Origin of the sequence: Neptuniibacter caesariensis (assembly GCF_000153345.1) — a bacterium.
Taxonomy (GTDB): Bacteria; Pseudomonadota; Gammaproteobacteria; order Pseudomonadales; family Balneatricaceae; genus Neptuniibacter; species Neptuniibacter caesariensis.
In genome coordinates, this window is sequence record NZ_CH724125.1 from 1,059,097 (window position 1) to 1,084,094 (window position 24,998).

A 24,998-nucleotide genomic window follows, 5' to 3' on the forward strand; every position below is an offset into this window, starting at 1 on the left:
CTCCGTACCCCGTACTTAACCTTCAGTTTGAGCTGAAGACTCGATTGCCAGCTCATCGGAATTCATTAGTTCATCGATGTCCATCAGGACAACCATTTTCTCTCCCTGAGCAACCAACCCCATAATAAATTCTGCATTTATTACACCACCAATTTGTGGTGATGGCTGGATCTGGTCAGGCGTTAACGTATATGTTTCGGCCACGGCATCGACGATGATTCCCATGACTCTTTCACAACTACCGCTATCCACTTTAACGACGATAACAACCGTCGTAGGTCCGTATTCAAGCGTTGGTAAGCCAAAGCGCTCACGCAGATCTATCACTGGGATAATCGCGCCTCGTAAATTAAGGACCCCTTTTAGGTATGCCGGCATATCTGGAACATGAGTGACAGCAGTCCAGCCTCTTAGCTCCTGGACCCTTAAAATATCAATTCCATACTCTTCTTCATCAAGAAGGAAGCTGAGGAATTGCTTGCCATCAACTTGAGTTTCAAGCGAGTCATTTTCGCCATCCCAAGTGGCATCTATCATGCAACCACTCCTTGCAAACTATCGTCAGTACGCGTCTGGTCATTACGTTTTTTCGCAGTTCTGGCGGTTTCATGATCAAGCCCTCGCTTCATTAAACCCGCTATATCCAGAATCAGTGCAACACTACCATCACCCAGAATAGTTGCCCCTGCAAAGCCCTCAATACGTTTGAAATTCACTTCCAGGCTTTTGATAACCACTTGCTGCTGACCAAACAGTTCATCAACAATTAGGCCAACCTTCTGACCACCGTTTTCAACAATCGCAATCAAGCAGCTTTCCATCTGCTCTTCTTGCATAGGTAATTTAAACAGTGAACGAAGGTTAATCAGTGGGATATATTCATCCCGGAAGTGAAGAAGCTTATTCTCACCTGCGATCGGGCTAAGTGAACTTTTATCCGCCAGAATCGTTTCAACGATAGAGATCAATGGGACAATATAGGTTTCGTTGTGCACACGGATTAACTGCCCATCGAGTATCGCCAGGGTTAACGGCAGACTTACCGTAAATGTAGAACCATGACCCGGTTCTGATTTTACCCGTACATGCCCGCCCAATGACTCGATATTACGGCGAACAACGTCCATCCCCACTCCGCGACCAGAGAGATCACTTACCGCCTCAGCTGTCGAGAAGCCGGGTTTGAATATGAGTTCATTGATCTCGCTATCAGACAGATTCTGATCCGTAGTAACCAGACCTTTTTCCAAGGCCTTTTGATAAATCTTCTCAGTATTTAGGCCACGTCCATCATCGATAATATCGATGATAATAAAACCACCCTGATGATAGGCATCGAGCTGAACTTTTCCTGTCTCAGGTTTACCCGCAGCAACGCGCTCTTCTGGTGATTCCAAGCCATGATCAAGCGAGTTCCGGATCAAGTGAACCATTGGGTCACCGATCTTTTCCATCACCGTTTTATCAATTTCTGTTTGTTCACCGGTAATAATAAGTTCGACTTTTTTACCTAGTTTACCGCTAACATCATGAACAAGGCGCGGGAACCGATTGAAAACAAAACTAATCGGCAGCATCCGCACACGCATCACATCTTCCTGCAGATCACGTGTATTACGCTCTAGTTGCTCAAGCCCTGATTGCAAACGTTCTATCTCGGAACCGGAAACAAGATCTGACAACTCATCTCCGACCTGCCCTAACATCGCCTGGGTAATGACCAGCTCACCTACCCGGTTAATCAGTGCATCAATTTTATCGGTTTCAACGCGAATAGAACTACTTTCTGCGGCAGGTTTAGCTTTTCTCGGTGACGCAGCAGGGCTAGTGCTTTGAACCGCCGCTGGAGTTGCGGGCTTATCCGAAGCGGCTTCCACGGGTTGTTCTGATGCAACAGGCTGAGTTTCTGTTTCCGCAGGTTGAGTAGATACTTTAGAGGCTCCCTGTATCGTCAGTTCACATTCATCCTCAACCCATTCAAAGATTTCTGTAATCTCTTCTTCCGGGCAATCGGAACGTAATTTAAAACGCCAGCTCAGCAGCAGTTTTTCGGGATCCAGTTGGTCTAAGTCAGGTAGGCCTGAGCTATCCACTTCAATCTCAAGCTCGCCCAGGTCAGCCAAGGCCTGAAATAGAAAGCTTGGCTCGTTCCCGGTTGCTAAGAGTGAAGCATCGGGTTTAAAGAGAATCTCCCTTACTTCACGGGAATCGGTCTGTTGTGATTCTGCAACCGCAGGCTTCTCAGCCTCAACTTCCTTTTGCACAATGGAGAGATCACACTCATCTTCAACCCATTCAAAGATCTCTTCGATCTCTTCTTTTGAACAATTTGAGATCAGGTTGAGTTGCCACTTAATAAAGATCTGCTCTGGATCTAAAGATGATAGATCCGGTACTTTCTTCAGCTTTGCAACGACATTGAGTTCACCCAGATCCTGCAATGCTTCGAACATGAAGGCAGGCTCATGCCCGCTTTGCAATAAACCCGGATGAGGTTTGAACTCTATTTCCCAGGCTAACTGTGAAGGTGAAGAAACAGATACTTCAGCAGTGGCTACGCTCGTTTCTGTTCCACCGGATGAAGCGTTATCAGAAACATCCCCATCCAAGGCTTTCTGCAAACGTTCCTGAACCTGATTAATCTGGTTGGCATCGGCAGCAGGGCCGTCCTGGGTTGCTTCAAGTAACATCTTGATGCAATCCACAGATTCAAGGAGCAAATTAACCAGTGGAGGTGTAACTTCCTGCTTGCCACTTCGCATCTCATCGAGCAGAGTCTCGACTACATGGGTAAAATCGGCAACCTCAGAAAAGCCAAATGTACCAGCACCACCTTTTATGGAGTGCGCGGCACGGAAAATTGTATTGATCGTCTCTTCGTCAGCAGAGTCCAATGCTAATAAGCTGGACTCCATAACCTCAAGGCCCTCATAACTCTCTTCAAGAAAAGTGCCTATAAACTGGGACAGATCAATACTCATAGGCAGGCCTACCTTACAACACGCTTGATAGTACTAATCAACTTTTCAGGGTTGAATGGCTTCACTAGCCACCCAGTAGCACCCGCGGCCTTACCTCGCTGCTTCATATCAGCAGAGCTTTCAGTGGTGAGCACCAGTATCGGGGTAAACTTAAACGCCGGTAATTTACGTAGTTCCGCACATAGAGTTATACCATCCATGATCGGCATATTTACATCAGTTAGCACAAGATCAAATCGAGCGCCTTGTGCTTTAGCAAGCGCTTCCTGACCATTTCCAGCTTCCACTACCTGGTAGCCTTCTTGTTTCAGGGTAAACGTCACCATATTTCTTAAGGAAGCTGAGTCATCAACTACGAGGATGCTAGCCATTGTGTTCTCCAAATTCGGGTAAGCAGGTTATTTCTATTACAGCCCCAGGGCCTGATCAAGTCCAAGCTGCACAGCTGTTTTTTTCAGAGCAGCAGAAGGATTATCCCAGCTTAGTTGTTTGTTTTCTGCTTCAGCTTTTTTTACTAAAGCTAACATAAGCTGGAGGGCTGAGGTATCAACTCTGGAAAGGTGCTCGGCATTCAAGACAAGAGGACCAGTATCAGCCACAAACTCGACAAACTTTTCTTTCCATTCGCCAATATTCGCAATCGAAATCTCATCCGGCAAATCCAGTGTATTGCCTGTAGACATAACCAACCTTCTCTAGTCTTTTTTAATTTCTATGCGCTTTTACATATTTATTGAATGTATAGGCACATTTGAAGTAAGTATAAAACTCGCTTAACTACAGGAATATGTCAAAGGGAATTTTAAAAAAACACATGTATTCAGCAAGTTGGCGGAGACAGATCAAACTTTAGTATTATTATTGATCCTCTGTTCACTTACTTCTCCCTGACACCCTGCCCTGTCTTGATTTCATAAGGTCCAGCGTTTTCTTTCTGTCCGACTGACTCATTTTCGACCAACCCAGTATTTCGCTAAGCGTACGAAAGCAGCCCATACATAAATCGTTGTCATCAAGACAACAGTTTCTCTGGCATGGGTTAACAAGCGGGGATTCTTTGGTGTCTAAATGTTCCATAAAATCATCCTTGTAGCCATGAAACAGAGGAAGCAATTTTTTACACATTACAGAATAGCAAAAAATACGATTTGCAAAGCTCTTCCGGGGTATACATTCGGTCAGACAGAGATAGATTGAACCAAACAGCCACCTGTCTATCTAAAACGCATTACCGAAAAAATGTGGACTCTGATTACTATGAAAAAAATTATCGCAGCCAGTGTTATCGCAGTGGCAGGTATAGGCATAACAACCTGGACATCCGGAACGGAACCGGCAAACGCTAATAACGCAACAGCTCCACTCTCTTCAAACATAGCTGTGGCTACATTTGCAGGAGGCTGTTTTTGGTGTACAGAAGCGGACTTTGAAAAATTAGATGGAGTGCTTCAAGCGGTATCGGGTTACACAGGCGGACAAAAGGCTAACCCCAGCTATAAAGAAGTAGCTTCAGGACAGACAACCCATACTGAGGCGGTTCAGGTATTCTACAACCCCGACGTAATTTCTTACGAGGGCTTACTCGAGTATTTGTGGCGCGGTATGAACCCTACTGATGGTGATGGTCAGTTTGTAGACCGCGGTAAACAGTACCGCCCAGCCGTTTTCTATCACAATGCTGCTCAGAAAGCAGCGGTAGAAAAGTCACTCGCTGAGCTTTCCGAATCCAATATCTTTGGCAAACCTATGGCCACTGAGATCAGCCCATTCAAGGTTTTTTATGATGCTGAAGATTACCATCAGGACTATCACGTTAAGAACCCTCTGAGGTACAGCTATTACCGCAACGGCTCCGGTCGTGATCAACTTCTGAATAAAGTATGGGGAGACCAGCGTGAACATGATTACACCCAGTATAAAAACCAGGCTTCTATTGCCGATGTGGCTAGCGATAAGTTTGTAAAACCTTCTGAATATTATCTTAAGAAGAAACTCACGCCCCTGCAGTATAAGGTGACTCAGGAGGATGGCACTGAACGACCTTTTGATAACCCTTACTGGGATGAAAAACGCGAAGGCATCTACGTTGACATTATCAGTGGTGAACCTCTGTTTTCATCGACCGACAAGTACAAATCTGGCACAGGCTGGCCAAGCTTCACACAACCGATTCAAGGGGTTTCAATCATAGAAAAAGAGGACAACTCTCTATTCATGAAACGTGTAGAAGTACGCAGCCCTGTTGCGGACTCTCACCTGGGTCACGTTTTCACTGACGGTCCTGCACCAACAGGACTGAGGTATTGTATTAATTCTGCCTCGCTAAGATTTATCCCTAAAGAAGAGCTAACAGATAAAGGCTACGGGCAATATTTAGCGCTCTTCAAATAAACGTTTACTCATAAAAAAAGGCAGCTTAAGCTGCCTTTTCTTTATCTTTCGCCTTGATTCCAGCGAATACACTCTTCAAGCGTTACCCCGGACCCACCGAAAATATCCAGAGCACTACCAATAGTCAGGTCTACTTTTCCATTCGATAGCTGATCGACCAACTTAAGATCTTCCAGTGAACGGGCGCCACCGGCATAAGTAACAGGGATAGAGCAGTGCTCTCCTAACAGGCCTACCAGCTCTTTATCGATACCACCTTGCAAACCTTCAACATCAGCGGCATGGATTAGAAATTCAGCACAGTGCTCGCTTAGCTCAGCCAGAGTCGCTTTATCAACCTTGGTTTCGGTAACTGTTTGCCAACGATTGGTGGCTATATTCCAGCCATTTTCAGTTTTACGGCAGCTGAGATCCAGTATTAATCGATCAGCCCCCACTTCAGCTTTTATTTGTTCAAGACGCTGCCAGCTAAACTGATCATTTTCAAATAGGTAGGAGGTTACAATTACGTGGGAAGCACCGGCCTCTATATAACTGGAAGCATTATCAGCATTAACACCACCGCCGAACTGCAAACCACCTTTCCAGGTTTCCAGGGCAAGCAACGCTTGTTCCTGATTACCCGGCCCTAAGGCGATCACATGGCCACCTTGAAGGTTATGGTCTTTGTATAGGTTCGCGTAATGGGCCGCGTCATACTGACTGATAAAATTCGTTTTCGCGCCGCTATCTTGCAAGCTACCACCAACGATCTGCTTAACCTGACCCTGATGCAGGTCGATACAAGGACGAAACTGTGTCAAAAGATACTCCAAACGCTATCAATCAATTTGTGCGCAATTTTAACCAGAGTACGCTCTAAGGTATATCAAATTTAATTGAGATATTGTCGTACCCGCTTACAATCCAGCTGTGAATAACGTTTCTTATATTCGTTACGCTTTTTATGCCATCGGTTCATCTGCTGGCTATTACCGCCCTTGCGCTTTAGCTTGGTATATTTTTCAATCGATACTTTTACTGAATTACATTTCCCAATCAGTGCAGATTCTGACATCTCAGGTGCCTCAGCAGCATTGCACTGAAAGGCGCTAAAACCCAATAGTAAAACTAAACTGGCCAATTTATTCATTTCTCTTCCTTGAGTTGTAGTGTTTAGGAACCTGCGAATAAGCCTCATGCTTTCTCAGTGGGCTTGCAGAGTAAACGAATCGCTTTGTTAATAATTTGCGTCCGGCAGGCGTCCTGAGGCAACCTGCATGACTGTAATTATTGCCGCGCGCTTCATTTTCTCTGTAAGCCTGAGGCGCATAGGGCTTGTTCGTAGGTTCCTTAGGTATATCGTTTTTTCGCTTCCGCTACTTTGACCAGATAGCGCTGGCTCTCGGTTGGCATCCTTTGCCGTAGCTGCTGCCAGACCTGACTGGGAGACCTGCGATTTATCTCTTTGAATGCCTGATCACGATCTTTAGAGAAGCTTCGTAGTACATTACCGGCCCCGCCATTATAAGCAGCAATAACACAATACTCTTTACTTAATGAATCTCGCACATTGACCAAATAGCGTGTTTGCAAAATATGTAAATAGGCACATCCCATCCGAATATTATTTTCCGGGTTAAAAAGGTAACCACTGCTCGGAGTCCCCTGACGCCCATGAATCAATTCATATGCGTCACGCCCCGCAGTTTTCGGTACGATCTGCATTAAACCGTAGGCGGGCACCCAACTTACGGCAAAAGGGTTGAAGTGACTTTCTGTTTCGATAATCGCATAGACAAGTGATGGGTTAAGCCGGTACTGACGCGCATACTTTTCAACATACTCTGCATAACGGTATTTACGGGTTAAGGTATGCCCGGCCCCCAAAGGGAATTCTACAAAGTATTCGATTACTTGCTGTCCATCTTTGAGCTTAGCTTTACTTTGCTGGACACCACGCGAAATCAACTGATCGGCAAACCGATTCGCCCGCCACTCCCAGCGCACCGCTTTATTATCGAAATCCAGCGCCTGCTTATAGAGAAAAGGTTCCTCACCTAGGGGAATCGGATCTGCTGATAACAGATCGATATTGACCGGATCTTCTGGCGAGAGCAGCGTGACCACTATACTTTGCTTCAGTTTTGAACGATCAAGCGTCTCAACCCTGACTATTCCCGATTCAAAGTCTACGACACTTCGGCTGGTATAATCATCGATGTACTTCACATAGGTTTTCGCAGAGGGCTGGACGGCATTATCTTCCCCCCAGCGACCCGATATTTTCTTAACAAAGCTATTCAGTCGCTTTAGGTCATATGCCAGTGATTGTGGGTTGGTTACCCAGCCAGTCGCTTTCGATTTAGCCCTGGAAGTAATTGCCCCTTCCAGGCTACTGCCACGCGCAACACTTTCTGCAATGCGAAAGGCATCATGGGTAGTACAACCTGCCACCCCAAGAGGGAGCAAAGACAAGATAAACTTTCTGCGTGACAACATATTAATTCTCGATCACTGCTATCGGAATACATCAAAGATCACTGATAGTATTCAGTTTACTGATCGAAATGTCGATATTGCCATGCTTAAAAACGGCTGGTGTATTTACGCTCTGGTCTGCCGACCGTGCCATAATTCACTTCCGCATTCAGCTCATCCAGATCCACCATATACTCTAGATAACGACGAGCAGTGGTTCGACTCGCACCAATAATTTCACCCACCTCTTCCGCGCTGAGATGAAGAGCCGGGTCACCAAATACACCCCTGACCTTTTCCAGAGTTAAACCATCGATCCCTTTAGGCAAACGAACATCCTGAGATTTGACCGTACTTCCCCCCGTTCGGGGTAACAGGGTATCAACATCACTCTGAGCTAATGACTCCATCGCCTGAAGCTTAAGAAAGTGACTCTGATAGTTACTCAGGGTCTCCTGAAGTCGATCGAAGACTAACGGTTTCAGTATATAATCAAATACGCCTCCGCGAAGCGCCTCACGCAGCGTTTCTACTTCTTTAGCTGCAGTGATGAGAATCACATCGGTACTACTGTTGCTTGACCGCAAACTTCTTAACAGGTCCAGACCAGTACCCGTTGGGAACTGGATATCCAAAAGGACCAATTCAGGTTTTAGAACCTCAATCAGATCCTGAGCTTCATCAAGCCCATGAGCTATCCCAACCAGCTCAAAGCCCTCAATACGCTCTAAAAAACGTTTCTGGATTTCAGCGATCTGCTGATCATCCTCTGCTATAACAACTCTGATACTACTCATTTTTTATACTTTTTGACTGAGTATTCGAATTTAAGCCTGGTTTTTAGGTATATACACGATGAACCTGCTGCCACCACTTTCTGCGGACTCACAAGTCACCATTCCACCTATACTCCCTAGCAAACTTTTCACCAAATGCAGGCCAAATCCGTGCCCCTCTTTTTCCTTGCTACTGAATCCCTTCTCAAAAATCTTATCCTGATTTTGTTCTTCAACACCTGGGCCCTGATCCTCAATTTCAAAGATCAGATCCCGCCCCAGATCAGTCATGGACAAGGTGACTTTGCCTCCAGTTCCGGAATGCTCCCAAGTGGCCTCAAGTGCATTATCAATCAAATTTCCAATAATGCTGACCAAGTCTTCGCGGGGAAGTTTTTCCGGTAAAGCCGACATCTTGCTTTCAGGATCAATCTCCAGTTGCAATCCCATCTCTCTGGCGCGGTTGTATTTACCCAACAAGCAACCCGCCAGAATGGGATCAGGCACAGCAGATACCAACAGATTTATTAGCTCCTGATGGCTTTGCGATTCCTGCCCAATTAGGGCCAATGCCTCATCAGTTGCCCCTATTTGAATGAGTCCCGCAATCGTATGAAGCTTGTTTGAGTATTCGTGGGATTGGCTCCTCAGGCTATCGGCATACTGCTGAATTCGGGTGAGTTTTTTGCTCACCATCGCCACTTCGTCTTTACGGCGAAAACTCGACACAACCCCAGTGATTTTCTCGCCCTGCTTTAAAGGTAGCCGGTTCGCAATAATACTGTGATCCTGCCTCCAGACTTCCTCATCAAACTGTGGTTCACCTGTATTCAGGACTTCCATCATGGCACTTTCAGGCAATACCTCGGTAATGTGCCTACCCGTCAATTCGATATCTTCCGGTAACCCTAGCGTTTCAATAGCGGGACGGTTGAAAGTTGTAATCCTCCCCTGGGCATTGATCGCAATAATGCCCTCGCGAACAGATTCCAAAGTTGCTTTCTGTTCGTCAAAAAGGCGCGCTATCTGCTCTGGTTCGAGACCAAAAATCGCTTGCTTAAAATGGTGAGCAAACCACACAGCGATCAATGCACTAAGCAGAAATGAAGCAATGATGACCGCCACAAGCGTGATGCTGTAACGCTGAATAATCTGATCCACATGATCAAGATGGTAACCGACCGAAACCAAACCAACTATCTCACCTGTCTCATTAGAAAAAATGGGCGTTTTGCCACGCATTGACCAGCCCATACTTCCTAGCGCTTTGGAAAGGTACCCCTTCCCATCTACCAATGCAGGTGAGTTATCATCACCCTCATCATCAGACATAGAATGGCCGATCTTTTCTGGTCGAGGGTGAGCAAGCCGCACACCATCCTTATCGCCGATAACCACAAAGCGTGCCTGAGTCTCCTCGGCTAAGCGCATACTGATAGGCTGAAGATATTCGCTATCGCGACGTTGGACCGCAGCAATGATCTGAGGTGTGGCAGCAATTGTTTTCGCAACATCCAGCGCTCTCTGACCAATTTGCTCATCTAAAGACTGATGAAGGTAATGAACAGCAAATAAGCCGATAAAGCCGGTCTGGACAAGCGCCATCAGCCCCAGGACCAGGATCATCCTGCTTTTTAACTTTAGCCGCCGTAATAACTTCATCTACATTTCCACTAAACGATCATTGATTAGATCTTAGCCAACTAACCTTAAAAAGGCCCGTAAACAATATGCACAAAATGTTTTTTATGTATTAAAAAGCCTTTAATTTCATAAACTTCAACAAATTCATCGAACAATCTACCTTGCAGACATCACAACAATAAATATGAGGCGTGACCATGTTCTGCAAACCTAAAACCAAACAAAACCTACTCGCAGCTATGCTGACAACTTGCATCACTGCAGGTGCGTCATTCCACGCACAAGCTTTAGAAGAAGTTCACTTCCTGATCCCAGGTGGTGCAGGCGGTGGATGGGATACCACGGCACGCGGTACAGGTGAAGCGCTTTCAAAATCTGGCCTGGTAGACACAATTTCTTATGAAAACATGTCCGGCGGTGGTGGCGGCAAAGCAATTGCACACCTTATTGAAACTGCGGGTCAGAATAAAGATACCCTGATGGTGAATTCGACTCCGATCGTAATCCGCTCGCTGTCTAAGGTATTTCCTCAATCATTCCGCGATCTAACACCTGTGGCGGCAACTATTGGCGATTACGGTGCCTTCGTTGTTAAGAAAGACTCCAAATACACAAGCTTCAGTGAAGTCGTTGCTGATTATCAGAAAAATCCGCGCTCTATCAAAATTGCCGGTGGCTCAGCACGCGGCAGCATGGACCATCTGGTAGCAGCCATGGCATTTAAAGCGGCAGGAGGCGATGCTCGCCAGGTCCGTTACGTAGCATACGATGCAGGCGGTAAAGCGATGGCAGGACTGCTGTCGGGTGAAACTCAGATCCTTTCTACAGGCTTTTCTGAGGCTTTAGCGCTTGCTGAAGCAGGTGAAGTACGCATTCTGGTCATGACCGGTTCAGAACGTAACGAAGCTGCCCCTGAAGTACCAACTCTACAAGAGCTCGGTTACGACGCTACGTTTGTTAACTGGCGTGGTTTCTTTGCAGCACCAGGCATTAGTGATTCTGAGAAAGCAGAGTTTGTCGATGTTCTGGGCAAGATGTATGACACCGACGAATGGGAAACTGTTCGTTCCCGCAATGGCTGGACTGAAATTTTCAAACCAGATGATCAGTTTATCGCATTCCTGGAATCCCAGGAGAAAGAAGTCGGTTCACTAATGCGTGAACTGGGCTTCCTGAAATAAGCCATCAGTCCTGAGTTTTGAACTCGCGGAGGGTTAGACACTGACGTCTGCCTCCGCTCAAGAAACGTGCTCCTGGTGGAGTTGAAATCAGCTTCCCAGACCTCTCTTACCGGGGCTTGGCCTCTGTCGACAAGTTCCCGGTTTTTTTGATCAGACAGAACGATGGTGCAACAACCATCACGGGAGGCTCCCATGACTATTACCAAAGACCATATCGGCGGTCTTGTATTTCTAGGTTTATCCGTCGCATACGGCTACTACGCTGGGCAAATACCCCTGTTACCAGGCGATGAGTTTGAACCTTTCCATGCACAGACAGTGCCCAATGCCCTCGCTTTACTTGGCTCACTCCTGTCTGTCGCACTGCTACTGAGTGCTACCCGCTCACCTGGCAACAAACTGTCCCTGCGAGGGTATGACTTTCCGCTGGTTAGCAAGCTCTTGCTGCTTGTTGTGCTGTTTGCTTTAGCGCTGGAATGGGTTGGATTCCTGCTTGCCACCATCTTTTTCCTAATCGGTGGCTACTGGTTACTGGGTGAACGAAGAATTAAAACCCTGCTGGTTGCGTCGGTCCCATTTGCTGTGGGTATCTGGTTTGTATTAACCCAGCTACTCGATATCTACCTGGCCCCAGGTCAGCTGTTTAGTCAAATTACTGGAGGATGATCCCATGTTAGACGGAATTATGACCGGCCTGACCACTGCGGTCATGCCATTCAACCTTTTAATGGTCGTTGTTGGCTGCTTTGCCGGCACTTTTATCGGCATGTTGCCGGGCTTAGGCCCTATTTCGGCCGTTGCTCTAATGATACCTATCACCTACGGACTTGACCCATCATCTGGGATTATTCTGATGGCAGGTGTTTATTATGGCGCGGTATTTGGAGGCTCTACTTCATCTATTCTGATCAATGCTCCAGGTTGTGCAAGCACCGTAGTCACTTCCTTTGATGGCTACCCCCTTGCGCAACAGAAGCAAGCAGGTAAAGCCTTAGCTCTGGCTGCATACTCTTCCTTCACCGGAGGCACTATTGGCGCAATTGTACTGCTTTTTGCAGCACCGGCTCTCGCCTCTGTATCTCTGAGCTTCCAGTCCAGTGATTACTTCGCTCTGATGATTCTGGGCCTCACTGCAGTTGCCGCTTTTTCAGGTAAAGGCCAGGTTATCAAGGCCCTTATCATGACCGTGTTCGGTTTGATGATTGCTACCGTCGGTACTGACGTAACATCCGGTACAACACGCTTCACCTTCGGCAGCGTTGACTTAATTGACGGAATCAGCTTCCTGCTCCTGGCGATGGCTACCTTTGCCCTTACCGAAGTAGTAATGACAATCCTTAAAGGTCAGCACAAAGAGGAAGAAGAACAGATCGACATGAGCCAGCTTGGCAGCATGAAGCTGAGCAAGGAGGAGATAAAACAGGTCGCACCAACGATTGGACGTTCTTCGGTATTTGGTTTTCTGGTCGGCATCCTACCGGGAGCCGGTGCAACGATAGCATCGTTCCTGGCCTATGGATTGGAGCGCAACCTTGCATCGGCTAAAGAAAAGCTTAAGTTTGGCAAGGGCTCCCTTCGCGGCCTGGCAGCGCCAGAATCTGCAAATAATGCCGCATCAACAGGCTCTTTTGTTCCGCTACTAACACTAGGTATCCCAGGCTCTGGTACCACAGCTATCATGCTAGGTGCGCTAATTGCGTATGGTATTCAGCCAGGTCCACGCCTCTTTCTCGATAACCCGGATGTTTTCTGGTCAGTCATTATTTCAATGTACTTTGGCAACCTGGTCTTGTTAATCCTGAACCTGCCACTCATTCCATACATCTCGAGACTGTTGGTCATTCCCCGTCCGATTCTGATTCCGCTAATTCTGTTTTTCTCGATTACCGGCGTCTATTTGGTCAGCTTCAACACATTCGATATTCACATGATGGCCCTCATCACTGTGATCGCCATTTTCCTCAAGCTGCTTGAGTTCCCAATGGCGCCTATGTTGCTTGGCTTTATTCTGGGCGGATTAATGGAAAACAACCTCAGTCGTGCACTGACGATCTCAGACGGAAGCTTCGCTTTCCTTTGGGAGCGACCGCTGACGCTAAGTATTGTCGTCGTAGCAGTCGTAGTTTTACTGCTACCCCCGCTCATCGATCTCTACCGCAGCAAGAAAAAACCTTCAACGGAGGTACGTGGTCCGGAGACTGCAATCACTGAAGGCGAAGGCTAACCAACTCCACTAAGGGGGCGGGGTAATCCCGTCTCCGACCTTCAAGAATAAAAACAAAAAGGAGGCCTTAGACAGTTCAAGTAACCGCAATTATCGAAGCCGCAGGTATGAGCCTTTGGGGCTCCATCTGCTAATCGCAATCTGTTTTTACTTCAATTTTCAAAGCCCCCTGGCGCTATTTCAGCGACCAGGACATAAACCATGAGGCAAACATGAAAAAACTAGCTTTAGCACTCGCTGTATCAGCAACTCTGGCAGCAAACTCTTCTGTAGCAGCAACCATTTATAGCGGCGATGGCCTAACTTACAAACTCAAAGGTGACTGGCAGGTTCAACTGCGTGACGACTACAAAAAGAGCACTGATGCTGATGTAGAGTTTGACGACCTGGAACTGAAAAACACCGTTATCTACGATCTGGGTAACGGCCTTCAGGCATTTGGTCAGCTGGACTATAGCTTCAATAGCGAAGCAGATGACACCAGCTCTGACAGCGGCCACCTTGAAGAAGCCTACCTGGGCGTTCAATACGACAACATCAAAGTGAAAGTAGGTAAAACCAACACTGCCGGTGATGAATTTGGTGTTGAGAAAGCCTATGAAACCATTCTTGAGCAAGATCAGTTTGACGTGGTCAAAAGTTCAGGTGATGACCTGATCCGTATTGAAGCTGATTTTGAAGCGGCATCCGTTGTGTTCTCACATGAGATCTCTTCAGATGGAAACTCCAGCGCAAATGGTGAAGCAACCGATCTGTTTGTATCCACTAGCTTTGATGCTGTTTCTCTGGCAGCGGCTTATCAAACTCACCAGGCTAATGCTTCCTCTTACGACGATGATACCTGGGGATTAAGTGCTAGTTTTGACGCAGGTTTTGCTAAATTTGGTGCCGACTACAGCTCAACTGACTACGGTAACCCTGCAACAGCCGATGCAGATATTACAAATCTGGTAGCGACGTTTGCAGCGAACGAACAGACCAAAGTGGCTCTGGGTTATGTCATGGTCGATTCCGATGCGGCGAATGAAGATTCTGATGCATGGTACGCAAATGTAACTTACAAATTCCCTTCTCAGAAAAACGTAAGCGTTTTTGCAGAAGTATCTCAAGCTGACTTTGAAAATGCTGCGGATGATGCGGCATCAGAAGTGGATATCCTCGCGGGTATGCAGATTAAATTCTAATTTAATCTGACAGGTACTGTGGATACCCCCCTTCAGTTTCCACAGTACCGCCACTATGGCCGATAATAAAAGGTACTCAACAATGAAAAAAATATTAACTGGTCTTGTCTGCACTTCACTCCTAGTAACCTCGATCAGTCTTCACGCTGCAAACTCTCTCAATTTGGGTGAAGGCGTTTCCCTAATTGCAGTAAACGGTAAGGAAATGAGTAGCGGTTCTCTTTTGAAGGGCACGAGCACAATGGAGCTTCCAAACGGTTCAAATCAGCTCCTGATAAATTATACCGCTGAAATCAAAAGAGGAAATGATTACGAATTGGAGCAGACGGCTCCCGCCATTATTTCCTTCACTAGCGCGGATCAGGTAATTGAAATAAAGGCGCCTGGAATTACAAGCGAAAGATCTCTTAGAAACTTCGAATTACAGCAAAACTGGATCGTTACCGCCGACCAAAAAGCATTAGCATTTGAAGCTGAGCTACTTCCTTTAGAAGGGTTTAGGATCGGTGTTAATTATGAACGCGAACTCGCAGATTTTAATAAGCGTTCGGGGGCGGATGTATCGTTTTCTGCTAATGACAAGATCGAACTAAGTGGCGATAACGAGCAAAAATTAATTCTGAGAATGTTGCACCACTGGTATGAATTAGCTTCTCCACAGTCTCGCCATGTGTTTCTCCTGTCTATCCAATAGTTTAAATAAAGCCTTGTAGCGCTTCACTCCAAGGCTTTCATTTTCCTCTCAAAAATCATGCAAAATGAGCTAGCCATCGGGACGCTAAATCCCTTCTTTCGCAGACTGGAAGCTGGTGTAAACCATTTTCTAAATCGACTGTTTGCATATAGTTAATCGCTTTGATGACCTCTCCCTGCACCAGATAGATATATGGGCCAACTTCAGCATTATGGATAAAGTTAATTGCGTTGCCATCATTAGCTAAATAGAAATACTGGCCCAAACGTTCATAGCGGGCAATGTGATTTGTCACCGGGCTCACTTCAAAATTTGCATCAGCACGACACAGATCCAGCTCATCATCGGATGAAGTTACAGAAAAAAGAAACGCCCCATTCTTAATCCGATTGAAATCATGGTTATTGATGGACTGATTTCCTGTGGCGCAGAAAATCACATCACTCGACCCTAAAGCTTCTTTCTTGTCGATAAGGTCAAATCCCCGGGAACGTGCTTCAATTGCCCTAATAGGGTCGATCTCTACAACCTTAGTGTTCACGTTTTTCTCATGTAAGGCCTTGGCAATAGACCTGCCTATCTTTCCGTAGCCAAAAACTACGGCATTCCCTCCATTCATAATATGATGACACTCGCGCATCAGCGCCTCAGCAGAATACACAATAGATTGCCCGGTAAGATAATCTTCCGGGCCTTTCAGCGGGCTACGTGCGATAGAAAGAACCGGTACTGGCAACTTTTCGATATCTCGATAACGTTGATATCCATTTTCGGTCACCTCAACTACTCCTGCAAGCTTAGCGGTTAAGCGCTGCGGAAGCTGCTCCAAAGTGCCGGCAAAGTAACCGCCAATATCGACAAGGATGAGTTTCTCAGTTTTCACATGGTCATTAAGAATGGCCGCTACAACCTCTACTGAGTTAAGCTGCTGCCGTTGTTTACAGACAATTGGAAAACGTTTTTCAAGTAACTCATAACTTCTTCGGCAGATACTTTTGGGCTTAGGTAAGACCATTGCCAGATTGGTGAACCGACTAAGACAATCCAGATATATTGCCGGGGTATTTAAGAGATGAGTTACAACTGCCAAACTGAGATCAACATCCCTTTCAGGTTGGATATCTTCAAAGAAATGCTGGCCTTTGGTAAACAGGGGATTCATTAGCTGACTCCTATAGCTATTCAAAAACCCTCTCTGTGTAAATTATTGTAGCCCCAAGCTCAAACAATTGTTTAATTCAAACGCTTGTTTTACTCTATTGCGCATGTAATATACTTATCTCAATCCAGCAGCTATATTTCCCTCAGGGAACTCACTGCTATCTTTGAGATCACATTCATAAAGATACAACGGCAGTTTAATAGCCTTCCCTATGTTCTTTGCCTGTTTGGGTAGTAAAGGTGCTTATGAACTCTGGTGACACACAAACCAATTCCGAGCTGACAATTCTGGATCACATCGACGATCTGGTTTCGATCGTCGATAACACATATACCTACCGCGCTGTCAGTAAAGGGTACGAGCTTTTCTTTAACTGCAAAAAAGAAGAAATAATCGGTCAAACAGTCGCCGAGGTTCATGGGGAAGAGGTTTTTATCCAGCAGATTAAGCCCTCTTTGGATAGAACGCTTGCGGGAGATGAGATCCGCTTTCAATTTAGTCGGCCTGCAGCAGATGGATCAATCCACTATCTGGATAGTAAACACTCGCTTTATCAAGGCCCCTTAACCAGAGGCAATGGGGTGGTGGTTGCGGTACGAGACATCACACCATTTGTCACAGCTAAGCATGCATTAGAACATGAGCAAGCGCTGTTGAAGAAGATCATCAATTCAATACCTGATTTTATCTTTGCTAAAGATCCAAACGGCGTGTATCAACTATGTAATGAAAGCTTTCAGCGTTTTCTGGATATGTCGCAGGATGAAATTATCGGTAAGACTGATTTTGAAATCATGTCCGTAGAATCCGCAGAATATGTCACCAATAAGGACAGCGAAGTTAAAAACACCCGAAAACCGCACCGATGTGATGAATGGGTAACCTATAAAGATGGTCGACGCCGACTGTTAGATATGTACAAGTTACCTCTGGCTGAAGATGAGGTTTCACCGCCTGGTGTACTGGGGTTGGGTCGTAATGTTACCTTCGAACGAGAAGCTGAACAAAACCTCCTGATGGCTTCTCTGGTATTTGATGCGACACCAGATCCCTGCCTTATTCTTTCCTCAGATGGGACAATAATCTCCAGTAATGAAGCAGCAAAACTTCAGTTCACTGAGCTAGAGCTGGATTCAACACTAACACTAAATGACCTGTTCTATTGCCCCGCGTCCAAGGAGATAGACTTAGATTATTTAATATCTGAAGGCGGAAGCTGGTGCGGCGAGATCTGCAGCAGTGATAATTATACCTTTTTGGCAACGATCAACGCGGTACAGGGGCAAAGCTTACAAGAAAACAAGTTTGTTCTGATTGTTCGTGATGAACACACCCATCGACGCATGAAAGATAATTTACTCACCAAGGCTTATCAGGATGCTTTGACAGGCTTGCCCAATCGTCGCCTGTTCTTCTCAAGACTCGAAAGTGCAATCTCCAGAGCAGAACGACAACTGAGCCAGTTGGGCGTGCTTTATATCGACCTGGATAACTTTAAACCTGTAAATGATCAGCATGGGCACCTTATTGGTGATAAAGCATTAAGAGAGATAGCCAAACGATTACAAAACAGCTTTAGAACATCCGATACACTGGCTCGCCTTGGCGGTGATGAATTTATTGCCCTGGTCGATATTGATAAACGGGATCAGGCTTCCTCGATTGCACTCAAAGTATCAGAGTGCCTTAATCAGCCGATGCAACTGAGTCCCGATATCGAAACGTCGCTTAGTGCCAGTATAGGTATTAGTATATTTCCCGGTGATGGAGCCAACGCCGAAGAATTAATCCATAAAGCAGATGAAGCGATGTACAAAGCTAAGCGCGCCGAGGGTTCTGTTTTTCAGTTCGCCAGCGAAACCTAGAAGTGAAGCCAGCACTTCAATCACTAAAGCTGATCAATTCGAACGATACTGAGCCTCCCTTAAAAAGCTCTAAATCCATAGGCTCCTCACGTATAAGTTTAATCAGACCAACCCCAGGGGCATACCACTCAGTTTGTCTAACTTGTATCTCTTGAAAACCTAACCTGGGGTCAGCATAGATTTCCAGTACTCCCTTAGCCTCTACTTTTACGCAATTGTTAAAAACACCTGCGGGCACCCGAACCGTTTCGTCTGTGGCAGTAATTTCATAAGCAAGGTTAAATGTTTTAGCAGCTGGGTCCGGCAAGGAATGTGATGAGATCCCTTTCACACTATAGCTACGTGTTTCCACCTGCCAACTCTCACCAATACTTAATTGTTCGCCATAAGACATAATCATGCGAGGCTGATCATCAAAGCGCGGCCTTAGCTCGACAAGCGTACGTTTAGCTATGCGATAACGACCTGTTTCGTCGCTGAGAATGAAGTAATCCGTCCCATCACTTGTACGCCGTAAATAGACTTGGCTAGCCGAAAACTCACCTTTCACGTCTACTTTACCCTGGTTAGAAACAGAATAAGGCCTCACCTTGCTATCTCCAGCGAAACTTTCTGTCACCCTATACTCCCACTCCAGGCCGTCATTAAGTGGGAAGTAGTCCAATGAGCTGACAGGCTCTTCACACCCCTGAAGTAAGATGAATAAAAGCACCAACCCCAAATATCTCATGTTACTTCTCCGGTAATGCAGGGTCAGGTAGTTTTACAAAAGTGAGCCCCGGATATTTTTGCCCCTTCATAAAACGTTTTTTTCCACTTTCTTTTCGCTCTACTGCCGGAACTATTTCACCCAGTTGCAGGTTACCACTCTGCATCTCCCTGAGCGCTTCCTGCACTTTAGAATGCGTTTCCTGATCATATTCAATACGGTGCGCACGTGGATAATCATGCAACTCATTCCCTTCCAGATTTGTTAACCATAAATAGATCTGCCCCTCATGCCCTAATTCTTCATCAGGTTCTTCAATTACTGCCGAATGCAAAAGAAATTTCTCCGGAAGATCTGTTGTACTTGGCCAGCCCTGTGTCTCCTTCCACCCTTCATAGCTAATTACATAGAAGGCGATGGCAGTAATGAGTAAAAATGTTTTTAACAGCACATTAAAATGGCTGACAATAAGAGCGATCAGAAGCAATGCGGTCAGGAAACAATAGGCAAGAGTTAGACTTATTAGCTGTTCACTCATTTGCTCTTATCTCCTACCATGGTTTTCTGTAGCTGGTTGATATCCATAACTTTCCCTTCTGTCGATAGGCTGAACCGAAATGCCGTCAACTCATCCCCCTCTTCCATAAGGTTAACCGTTTCGTAATAGAGAACCTTCATAACCGGATTGACTTCTGCTAGATAGACCGTCACCGGTACAGGCTCTGAGGTTTCACTTTTGAAATAGTGCACATTAACAATGAACTCACCTGGGGAACGCCCTCTGATGGTTAAAACTTCCTGATTCAAGGGGTTGATTATCTCTCTACCGTTAACAACCTGAGTGTCATTAGCCAAACCTCGGTCATCCCTATCCAGATGCATTAACCCGTCTTGTGTTTTCTTGTACCAGACCTTGCTAGCCTCAGGGCCCGTTGCCCAAACATCAATATCGTTTGGATTGCCATCCGGCCAGGTGACTGTCACTAAAAATTCAGCCTTAGGGTCGATAATGCCGGTTTTAGCAGGTGGATTAAGGAGAAGTAAGGCGATCAAAAACAGAAAGGTAAAGGTTAGCAACGCATTAAAAAGTAGATCGGTAAAAGGATCTATATCTCCCCCTCTCTTCTTTTTGAACAAGGCCATCTAAGAGCCCGCGCTCTCAATGTGATGATCAACCCAACCCTTTGAAATACCCAGTTCTACAACATCAACGACCAAGCGATCGGCAAATCGATCAAGCATCAGGTACTGTAGCCCCAATAGCATACTGGCAACTAAACCCACCATAGTGGTATTCATTGCAACTCCCATCCCTTGAGTCATCTGCTGCATTAACTGCTTAATATCTGAAAGGTCCAGAGCCTCCAGACCTGAGATAGAAGTAAGCATGATCACAAACCCAATCACAGTGCCAAGCAAACCGAGCTTAATCACCAGGCCGGTAATAAACCAACCAATCTGATGATTGCCACTCAACTTTTCGGCGAGAAGCTCAGCATGAATCGATTGGTGCTCTGCGTCTTGCTTAACAGCATCAAGGTACTCACAAACAGGTGTCGATGCTTTTGACGTCCCTTTATTGCAGAGCGCCGTTTTGTTTTCAGCCAGGCAGTGCTTTAAACGATTCTGCTCCACCGACAAAAAAATGCAGCGAATTCCGCAATGTACACAAGAGCCGGTGGCGATAAAAACGACTAACCAAGTGATTCGGGTGATATCTTCCTCAAGTATTTCCAACAGGACCTTCTGATCCCAGAGAAAATAAATAGCTGCACTGGTTAAACCAACCAGCAATAACCATTGATGAAAGAGGCTGAAAGGATAGTGGCTTCTCATAGCGCATCCATTTCTACTAAGAGGTCCTAAGAAAGCATCCAGAGTCAGCAACCTGATTGCGACCCTGTATGTTTTACATACGACTATAACGAATGCTGCCAGATTAGGAATTCAATACAGGAAAAAGAGAACCAAAGAAGGTATCTGCTTAGTACATAAGTAGCACTAAAAGAAAAGAGCTTTCACAAGAAAAAAAACACAAACAGTGAATTTATTAACTTGACAATCAACGGATTCTCAAGGGTCATAACAACGTCCAACTTACTGAATTTTATAGATTTTCATTACTGTATCTTTTCCATTCAATTCGCTGAATCTATAGATTTATTAGGCGATACAGCAATCCACCCCAAAACAATTAACAAAGTTATCCACAGAAGTTGTTTATAACCCTATCTCCGAAAATCATCTAATCCCCTCCACCAATAAACCCACTGATTTTCCAAACATTATTCTGCTGCCTAAAACAGAGCTGGGCCTGCTGAAAATTTCTGAAAAAAGACGAATACATATAGCCCTTTATTCCACTAGCCGTATTAACTTTAATCCATAACCCATTACCATCCAGGCCTTTTACACGATCCCCTGCCTCTCCAGCAACAGGTTCAACAACCTCATAACTCAACGACGTTAGAGGCTCAGATTGCAGGTCAGGGCTTCTACGAATAAACACGTCGGTTCCATGCACATACCCCCAACTCAACCAAAACTCATCAGGGCGCTTTTGGCTTACCGGGACAGCATTCGCTGGCATACAGATACTACTAGCGACTTTTTGAAAGCTTTGAGCGCTAAGTAATTCATTTAGATAGACCCAGCCCGTCCCCCTATATTCAGGGGCAAGTGAAGCGTCATCCAAAGAGAGCGCTCTGATGAAGTTATCAGCACCAGTGCTCTCTGCATCAAATACTCCGCCAAAATCCCTGGAGAAGAAGAAATCATTCCTGACACTTTCTTCTATCTCTCTAAGATCCCTGGCTACAGCGATCTTGCGCAGGCCTTCAATAAAATGAGTCAACCCAGCATCTGGACTAACCTGGTTAGGGATCCTCACTTTTGATTCATATCGAGGGGATGCTTGGTTATAAGTAGTTACAGAGAGACTCACTATCAGCACCGATAATATTTGATAGGTTATTTTCATTCTCTGTCTTCCTTATTTCTCATATTATGATCTCGAAATCAGGCGATCATATCCTAAAATTCAAGTAAGAATACTTTTAGGAATGAATAATGCCGGGTGCACTAACTGCCAATTATCCAACTAAATTTTGGCATTCGCTTGATAAAGAAAAAGTCCAATGTGACCTCTGCCCCCACTTTTGCAAACTTAAAGAGGGACAACGCGGCCTTTGCTATATCCGTGCAAATTTTGATCACCAGATACAGCTACTGAGCTGGGGAAGGTCTAGCGGCTTTTGCATCGACCCTATTGAAAAAAAACCGCTCAATCATTTTTACCCAGGCCAACCTATCCTGTCATTCGGAACCGCCGGCTGCAACCTTACCTGTAAGTTTTGCCAGAATTGGGATATGAGCAAATCCCGCCAGATGGATACGTTATCGGACAATGCCACACCTCAACAGTTGGTTGAAGCAGCAATACAACATAACTGCATTGGCCTGGCTTTCACCTATAATGATCCTGTAATTTTTATGGAATACGCGCTCGATGCAATTAGCGCTTGTCATGAAGAAAAGCTCAAGGCTGTAGCGGTTAGTGCAGGCTTTATCAATCCTGCACCTAGAGAGCAGTTCTTTTCAGTAATGGACGCCTGTAACATAGATCTAAAAGCCTTTAGCGAACAGTTCTATAGAAAAAACTGTAGCGGTCATCTATCAACAGTTCTTGATACCCTTTTATATATCCATCACGAAACAAACTGCTGGCTGGAAATTACCACCTTATTAATACCCGGCCTCAATGACAGTGACTCAGAGCTGGAAAAGTTATGTAACTGGATTTACTCCGAGCTCAGCGCTGATGTCCCTATTCACTTCACTGCCTTTCACCCTGACTATAAGATGCGAGACCTCCCCAAAACGCCTCTCAGCACTCTCAGCAAGGCAAGAGAAATTGCCCTTAAACAAGGGCTTAACTACCCGTACACAGGCAATGCTTTCGATCCACAAGGTAACAGCACATTTTGCCCTGAATGTAAGTCCTTACTCATAGGTAGAAACTGGTACGAAATAACTGCATGGAATTTAGATAAAAAAGGCCAATGCAAAAACTGTGGGTATACCGCAGCTGGCGTGTATACAGAAAACCCTGGAGACTGGGGTAGAAAAAGAGAGTTAATCAATATTAGGGAGTATTAAGGATCAACGGATCAAAAAAAGGCCCGAGAGCTGATCCAGCTAACGAGCCACTTTCCCCGATGTCCTTACCGGTCACTACCCCTTCCTGAAGTAGTGATATATTGAGCTTTCTTCCTGAAATAACCTGCCTTCCAATGCAGAGCCCAATGTCAGTTATTCTAGCTGACTACAGCTGAATCAAAATAAGAAAAATTCCTAATTTTCCTTAACCGATTCCAATGTAGTGACTAAATCCTGAAAAGCCTCTCTGTTTCTTTCGTTCAAATCCATGAGAATACGGTGGGAATCAATAATCCTTTCCTTCATCTCATCAACTGACTCTTGAACAAAAGGCAGCTCCTTAAGATCCTGAACGCTGGAAGGCAACTGATCTATTAAAACGAAAATATGATCAAACCCCATAGTAAATAGGATACGGGTAATATCATCGTTGGTGGATACAAGTGTTGGCTTATCTAATTCAAGCGCTTTTGCCTTGAGTGATAATTTTGCAATCAGGCCCAGCGAGGTACTATCAATACCTTCTGTTTGAGTCAGGTCGATGAGGATATTTTTCACTTCAGGGCTAGAAAGAGACTGTTGAAGGTGACAATCAAGGGAAGAGCACAGCGTCAGCCGCACGTCACCTACAAACTTAAGCACGTACATACCTTCTACCAACGCTGAATATATAGAACCTTCTTGCATTTTCACTGCCTGCAAATAGTCATTATCGCAATGTCATCCGGTGCTTCACTTATTATACCGGGTAGAAGACAATCCTTGACCCTTTCCGGCCCTTCCCCTTTAGTCTCAACCACCGCATCAACTAATCTCTGCTCCTTGGCAATCATATCGCCTTCATTAAGCATTTCCAGAATTCCATCGGAGAAAAGAGTAATCTGGTATTGATCCTCTAGGCTTATTTTTCTCTCATCAAACATAGGTTCAGGAAAAAGCCCAACAGGCATCCCCCTGCCCTCCAGAAAGCGACTACCTGAGCTGTCCGTAATGATTGGCATTGGGTGATGACCACCGACAGCATATCTTAACTGCTTCTTTTCGGTATCAATAATACCCAGAAAAATACTGAGATGTTTACCTAATCCGGTTTCCAAAAGCTCAGTGTTAATTCTGTAAAGCGTATCAACTGGCGATAATATGTCAAAACTTGATCGGCGGCGAAAGTTCCTCAATAACCGGTTTGTCATGTTTTTTAACAACACCGTAACCAATGCAGAAGAAGCGCCATGCCCCGACACGTCAGCAAGATAAAACAGTGTTTTTTCTTCATCTACTTTAATGACATCAACAAAATCGCCACTCAGGTAGAGAGAAGGAATCAATAGGTACTGAGCCGTTATGCTACCCAGTTTAACTGAGTTTTCAGGCAACATATTCTGCTGAATCTGTCGCGCCGCTTGTTGATCAATTTGCAATTCATGGAGGCTTTTTTCTAGCTCCTCACGGTAATGAAGGTTTTTTTCAACCAAGCCAGCTTGATGCAATAAGCCTGAAATTGCAGAAGCGAATTCCACATTTTCTTCCTGAATCCGTTCTTTAATAAATACATCATTGGCACCACTACGA

At 45.4% G+C, this 24,998-nt stretch carries 26 protein-coding genes; 8 read left to right on the top strand and 18 right to left on the bottom strand.

What is annotated here, in order from left to right:
* Positions 1–15 precede the first annotated feature (15 nt).
* From MED92_RS05070 to MED92_RS19320, 5 genes are all read right to left on the bottom strand, one after another.
* Positions 16–537: a chemotaxis protein CheW gene (locus tag MED92_RS05070; RefSeq protein ID WP_007020429.1), complete on the bottom strand. Its 522-nt coding sequence runs from the start codon at positions 535–537 to the stop codon at positions 16–18.
* The gene (locus MED92_RS05075; protein ID WP_007020430.1) at positions 534–2,981 is read right to left on the bottom strand and encodes a chemotaxis protein CheA; all 2,448 of its coding nucleotides are present in this window, start codon (positions 2,979–2,981) and stop codon (positions 534–536) included. Before MED92_RS05075 ends, MED92_RS05070 begins: the two co-directional genes overlap by 4 nt.
* An 8-nt stretch (positions 2,982–2,989) precedes the next feature.
* Positions 2,990–3,352, bottom strand: coding sequence for a response regulator (locus MED92_RS05080; protein ID WP_007020431.1), 363 nt, complete (start codon positions 3,350–3,352; stop codon positions 2,990–2,992).
* A 36-nt stretch (positions 3,353–3,388) separates the two neighbouring features.
* Positions 3,389–3,664: an STAS domain-containing protein gene (locus MED92_RS05085; protein ID WP_007020432.1), complete on the bottom strand. Its 276-nt coding sequence runs from the start codon at positions 3,662–3,664 to the stop codon at positions 3,389–3,391.
* A 190-nt stretch (positions 3,665–3,854) separates the two neighbouring features.
* Positions 3,855–4,106 carry a DUF1289 domain-containing protein gene (locus MED92_RS19320; protein ID WP_337445065.1) on the bottom strand — a complete coding sequence of 84 codons (252 nt, stop codon included), beginning with the start codon at positions 4,104–4,106 and terminating at the stop codon, positions 3,855–3,857.
* 132 nt (positions 4,107–4,238) lie between these two features.
* On the opposite strand from MED92_RS19320, the gene msrB reads away from it, so the two are divergent.
* Entirely contained in the window at positions 4,239–5,372 is a 1,134-nt protein-coding gene (msrB, locus tag MED92_RS05090; RefSeq protein ID WP_007020433.1) for a peptide-methionine (R)-S-oxide reductase MsrB, read from the top strand.
* 41 nt (positions 5,373–5,413) lie between these two features.
* Here msrB and hisA read toward each other — a convergent pair whose 3' ends face one another.
* The 5 genes from hisA to MED92_RS05115 all read right to left on the bottom strand — a co-directional run bounded on the left by hisA (position 5,414) and on the right by MED92_RS05115 (position 10,270).
* Positions 5,414–6,175, bottom strand: a complete 762-nt coding sequence (hisA, locus tag MED92_RS05095) for a phosphoribosylformimino-5-aminoimidazole carboxamide ribotide isomerase (RefSeq protein WP_007020434.1) — start codon at positions 6,173–6,175, stop codon at positions 5,414–5,416.
* Between the two features lie 71 nt (positions 6,176–6,246).
* Positions 6,247–6,504, bottom strand: a complete 258-nt coding sequence (locus tag MED92_RS05100) for a hypothetical protein (RefSeq protein WP_007020435.1) — start codon at positions 6,502–6,504, stop codon at positions 6,247–6,249.
* A 200-nt stretch (positions 6,505–6,704) separates the two neighbouring features.
* Entirely contained in the window at positions 6,705–7,853 is a 1,149-nt protein-coding gene (locus MED92_RS05105; RefSeq protein WP_007020436.1) for a murein transglycosylase domain-containing protein, read from the bottom strand.
* Between the two features lie 86 nt (positions 7,854–7,939).
* Positions 7,940–8,629, bottom strand: coding sequence for a response regulator (locus tag MED92_RS05110; RefSeq protein WP_007020437.1), 690 nt, complete (start codon positions 8,627–8,629; stop codon positions 7,940–7,942).
* A 30-nt stretch (positions 8,630–8,659) separates the two neighbouring features.
* Positions 8,660–10,270 carry an ATP-binding protein gene (locus tag MED92_RS05115; protein ID WP_007020438.1) on the bottom strand — a complete coding sequence of 537 codons (1,611 nt, stop codon included), beginning with the start codon at positions 10,268–10,270 and terminating at the stop codon, positions 8,660–8,662.
* 179 nt (positions 10,271–10,449) lie between these two features.
* On the opposite strand from MED92_RS05115, the gene MED92_RS05120 reads away from it, so the two are divergent.
* The 5 genes from MED92_RS05120 (at position 10,450) to MED92_RS05140 (ending at position 15,535) form a co-directional block, all read left to right on the top strand.
* Positions 10,450–11,433, top strand: coding sequence for a tripartite tricarboxylate transporter substrate binding protein (locus tag MED92_RS05120; protein ID WP_007020439.1), 984 nt, complete (start codon positions 10,450–10,452; stop codon positions 11,431–11,433).
* 192 nt (positions 11,434–11,625) lie between these two features.
* Entirely contained in the window at positions 11,626–12,099 is a 474-nt protein-coding gene (locus tag MED92_RS05125; RefSeq protein WP_007020440.1) for a tripartite tricarboxylate transporter TctB family protein, read from the top strand.
* Between the two features lie 4 nt (positions 12,100–12,103).
* Complete coding sequence (locus tag MED92_RS05130) at positions 12,104–13,657, top strand: tripartite tricarboxylate transporter permease (protein ID WP_007020441.1); 1,554 nt, start codon at positions 12,104–12,106, stop codon at positions 13,655–13,657.
* Positions 13,658–13,869: 212 nt separating this feature from the next.
* Positions 13,870–14,841: a porin gene (locus tag MED92_RS05135; protein WP_007020442.1), complete on the top strand. Its 972-nt coding sequence runs from the start codon at positions 13,870–13,872 to the stop codon at positions 14,839–14,841.
* A gap of 82 nt (positions 14,842–14,923) precedes the next feature.
* Positions 14,924–15,535 (top strand): YccT family protein, encoded by a 612-nt coding sequence (locus MED92_RS05140; RefSeq protein ID WP_007020443.1) that lies wholly within the window; start codon positions 14,924–14,926, stop codon positions 15,533–15,535.
* Between the two features lie 55 nt (positions 15,536–15,590).
* Here MED92_RS05140 and MED92_RS05145 read toward each other — a convergent pair whose 3' ends face one another.
* Entirely contained in the window at positions 15,591–16,697 is a 1,107-nt protein-coding gene (locus tag MED92_RS05145) for an adenosylhomocysteinase (RefSeq protein ID WP_007020444.1), read from the bottom strand.
* Between the two features lie 245 nt (positions 16,698–16,942).
* On the opposite strand from MED92_RS05145, the gene MED92_RS05150 reads away from it, so the two are divergent.
* The gene (locus MED92_RS05150) at positions 16,943–18,562 is read left to right on the top strand and encodes a sensor domain-containing protein (protein ID WP_007020445.1); all 1,620 of its coding nucleotides are present in this window, start codon (positions 16,943–16,945) and stop codon (positions 18,560–18,562) included.
* Positions 18,563–18,578: 16 nt separating this feature from the next.
* On the opposite strand, the gene MED92_RS05155 is transcribed toward MED92_RS05150, so the two are convergent.
* The 5 genes from MED92_RS05155 to MED92_RS05175 all read right to left on the bottom strand — a co-directional run bounded on the left by MED92_RS05155 (position 18,579) and on the right by MED92_RS05175 (position 22,215).
* Positions 18,579–19,292: a hypothetical protein gene (locus MED92_RS05155; RefSeq protein WP_007020446.1), complete on the bottom strand. Its 714-nt coding sequence runs from the start codon at positions 19,290–19,292 to the stop codon at positions 18,579–18,581.
* 1 nt (position 19,293) lies between these two features.
* The gene (locus MED92_RS05160) at positions 19,294–19,809 is read right to left on the bottom strand and encodes a hypothetical protein (protein ID WP_007020447.1); all 516 of its coding nucleotides are present in this window, start codon (positions 19,807–19,809) and stop codon (positions 19,294–19,296) included.
* Positions 19,806–20,414 carry a hypothetical protein gene (locus tag MED92_RS05165; protein WP_007020448.1) on the bottom strand — a complete coding sequence of 203 codons (609 nt, stop codon included), beginning with the start codon at positions 20,412–20,414 and terminating at the stop codon, positions 19,806–19,808. Before MED92_RS05165 ends, MED92_RS05160 begins: the two co-directional genes overlap by 4 nt.
* Complete coding sequence (locus tag MED92_RS18420; protein WP_007020449.1) at positions 20,415–21,107, bottom strand: MotA/TolQ/ExbB proton channel family protein; 693 nt, start codon at positions 21,105–21,107, stop codon at positions 20,415–20,417.
* Between the two features lie 409 nt (positions 21,108–21,516).
* Positions 21,517–22,215, bottom strand: a complete 699-nt coding sequence (locus tag MED92_RS05175) for an SH3 domain-containing protein (protein ID WP_154715143.1) — start codon at positions 22,213–22,215, stop codon at positions 21,517–21,519.
* Positions 22,216–22,340: 125 nt separating this feature from the next.
* Here MED92_RS05175 and amrS point away from each other — a divergent pair, with 125 nt between their 5' ends.
* Entirely contained in the window at positions 22,341–23,429 is a 1,089-nt protein-coding gene (gene amrS, locus MED92_RS05180) for an AmmeMemoRadiSam system radical SAM enzyme (RefSeq protein ID WP_007020451.1), read from the top strand.
* 195 nt (positions 23,430–23,624) lie between these two features.
* Here the strand turns inward: amrS and MED92_RS05185 are convergent, their stop codons facing one another.
* Both MED92_RS05185 and MED92_RS05190 read right to left on the bottom strand, forming a co-directional pair.
* The gene (locus MED92_RS05185) at positions 23,625–24,116 is read right to left on the bottom strand and encodes an STAS domain-containing protein (RefSeq protein ID WP_007020452.1); all 492 of its coding nucleotides are present in this window, start codon (positions 24,114–24,116) and stop codon (positions 23,625–23,627) included.
* A gap of 2 nt (positions 24,117–24,118) precedes the next feature.
* Positions 24,119–24,998, bottom strand: an 880-nt coding sequence (locus MED92_RS05190) for a PP2C family protein-serine/threonine phosphatase (protein ID WP_007020453.1), incomplete at its 5' end; no start/stop codon positions are given.

Bases quoted from the DNA above. Each gene is read 5' to 3' on its own strand.
- MED92_RS05110 (WP_007020437.1), bottom strand. From the start codon at position 8,629: ATGAGTAGTATCAGAGTTGTTATAGCAGAGGATGATCAGCAGATCGCT.
- MED92_RS05070 (WP_007020429.1), bottom strand. From the start codon at position 537: ATGATAGATGCCACTTGGGATGGCGAAAATGACTCGCTTGAAACTCAA.
- MED92_RS05140 (WP_007020443.1), top strand. From the start codon at position 14,924: ATGAAAAAAATATTAACTGGTCTTGTCTGCACTTCACTCCTAGTAACC.
- MED92_RS05100 (WP_007020435.1), bottom strand. From the start codon at position 6,504: ATGAATAAATTGGCCAGTTTAGTTTTACTATTGGGTTTTAGCGCCTTT.
- MED92_RS05145 (WP_007020444.1), bottom strand. From the start codon at position 16,697: ATGAATCCCCTGTTTACCAAAGGCCAGCATTTCTTTGAAGATATCCAA.
- msrB (WP_007020433.1), top strand. From the start codon at position 4,239: ATGAAAAAAATTATCGCAGCCAGTGTTATCGCAGTGGCAGGTATAGGC.
- MED92_RS05150 (WP_007020445.1), top strand. From the start codon at position 16,943: ATGAACTCTGGTGACACACAAACCAATTCCGAGCTGACAATTCTGGAT.
- MED92_RS05160 (WP_007020447.1), bottom strand. From the start codon at position 19,809: ATGAGTGAACAGCTAATAAGTCTAACTCTTGCCTATTGTTTCCTGACC.
- MED92_RS05165 (WP_007020448.1), bottom strand. From the start codon at position 20,414: ATGGCCTTGTTCAAAAAGAAGAGAGGGGGAGATATAGATCCTTTTACC.
- MED92_RS05105 (WP_007020436.1), bottom strand. From the start codon at position 7,853: ATGTTGTCACGCAGAAAGTTTATCTTGTCTTTGCTCCCTCTTGGGGTG.
- MED92_RS05130 (WP_007020441.1), top strand. From the start codon at position 12,104: ATGTTAGACGGAATTATGACCGGCCTGACCACTGCGGTCATGCCATTC.
- MED92_RS05115 (WP_007020438.1), bottom strand. From the start codon at position 10,270: ATGAAGTTATTACGGCGGCTAAAGTTAAAAAGCAGGATGATCCTGGTC.
- MED92_RS05155 (WP_007020446.1), bottom strand. From the start codon at position 19,292: ATGAGATATTTGGGGTTGGTGCTTTTATTCATCTTACTTCAGGGGTGT.
- MED92_RS19320 (WP_337445065.1), bottom strand. From the start codon at position 4,106: ATGTGTAAAAAATTGCTTCCTCTGTTTCATGGCTACAAGGATGATTTT.
- MED92_RS05075 (WP_007020430.1), bottom strand. From the start codon at position 2,981: ATGAGTATTGATCTGTCCCAGTTTATAGGCACTTTTCTTGAAGAGAGT.
- MED92_RS05120 (WP_007020439.1), top strand. From the start codon at position 10,450: ATGTTCTGCAAACCTAAAACCAAACAAAACCTACTCGCAGCTATGCTG.
- MED92_RS05085 (WP_007020432.1), bottom strand. From the start codon at position 3,664: ATGTCTACAGGCAATACACTGGATTTGCCGGATGAGATTTCGATTGCG.
- MED92_RS05125 (WP_007020440.1), top strand. From the start codon at position 11,626: ATGACTATTACCAAAGACCATATCGGCGGTCTTGTATTTCTAGGTTTA.
- MED92_RS05135 (WP_007020442.1), top strand. From the start codon at position 13,870: ATGAAAAAACTAGCTTTAGCACTCGCTGTATCAGCAACTCTGGCAGCA.
- MED92_RS18420 (WP_007020449.1), bottom strand. From the start codon at position 21,107: ATGAGAAGCCACTATCCTTTCAGCCTCTTTCATCAATGGTTATTGCTG.
- MED92_RS05080 (WP_007020431.1), bottom strand. From the start codon at position 3,352: ATGGCTAGCATCCTCGTAGTTGATGACTCAGCTTCCTTAAGAAATATG.
- MED92_RS05185 (WP_007020452.1), bottom strand. From the start codon at position 24,116: ATGCAAGAAGGTTCTATATATTCAGCGTTGGTAGAAGGTATGTACGTG.
- amrS (WP_007020451.1), top strand. From the start codon at position 22,341: ATGCCGGGTGCACTAACTGCCAATTATCCAACTAAATTTTGGCATTCG.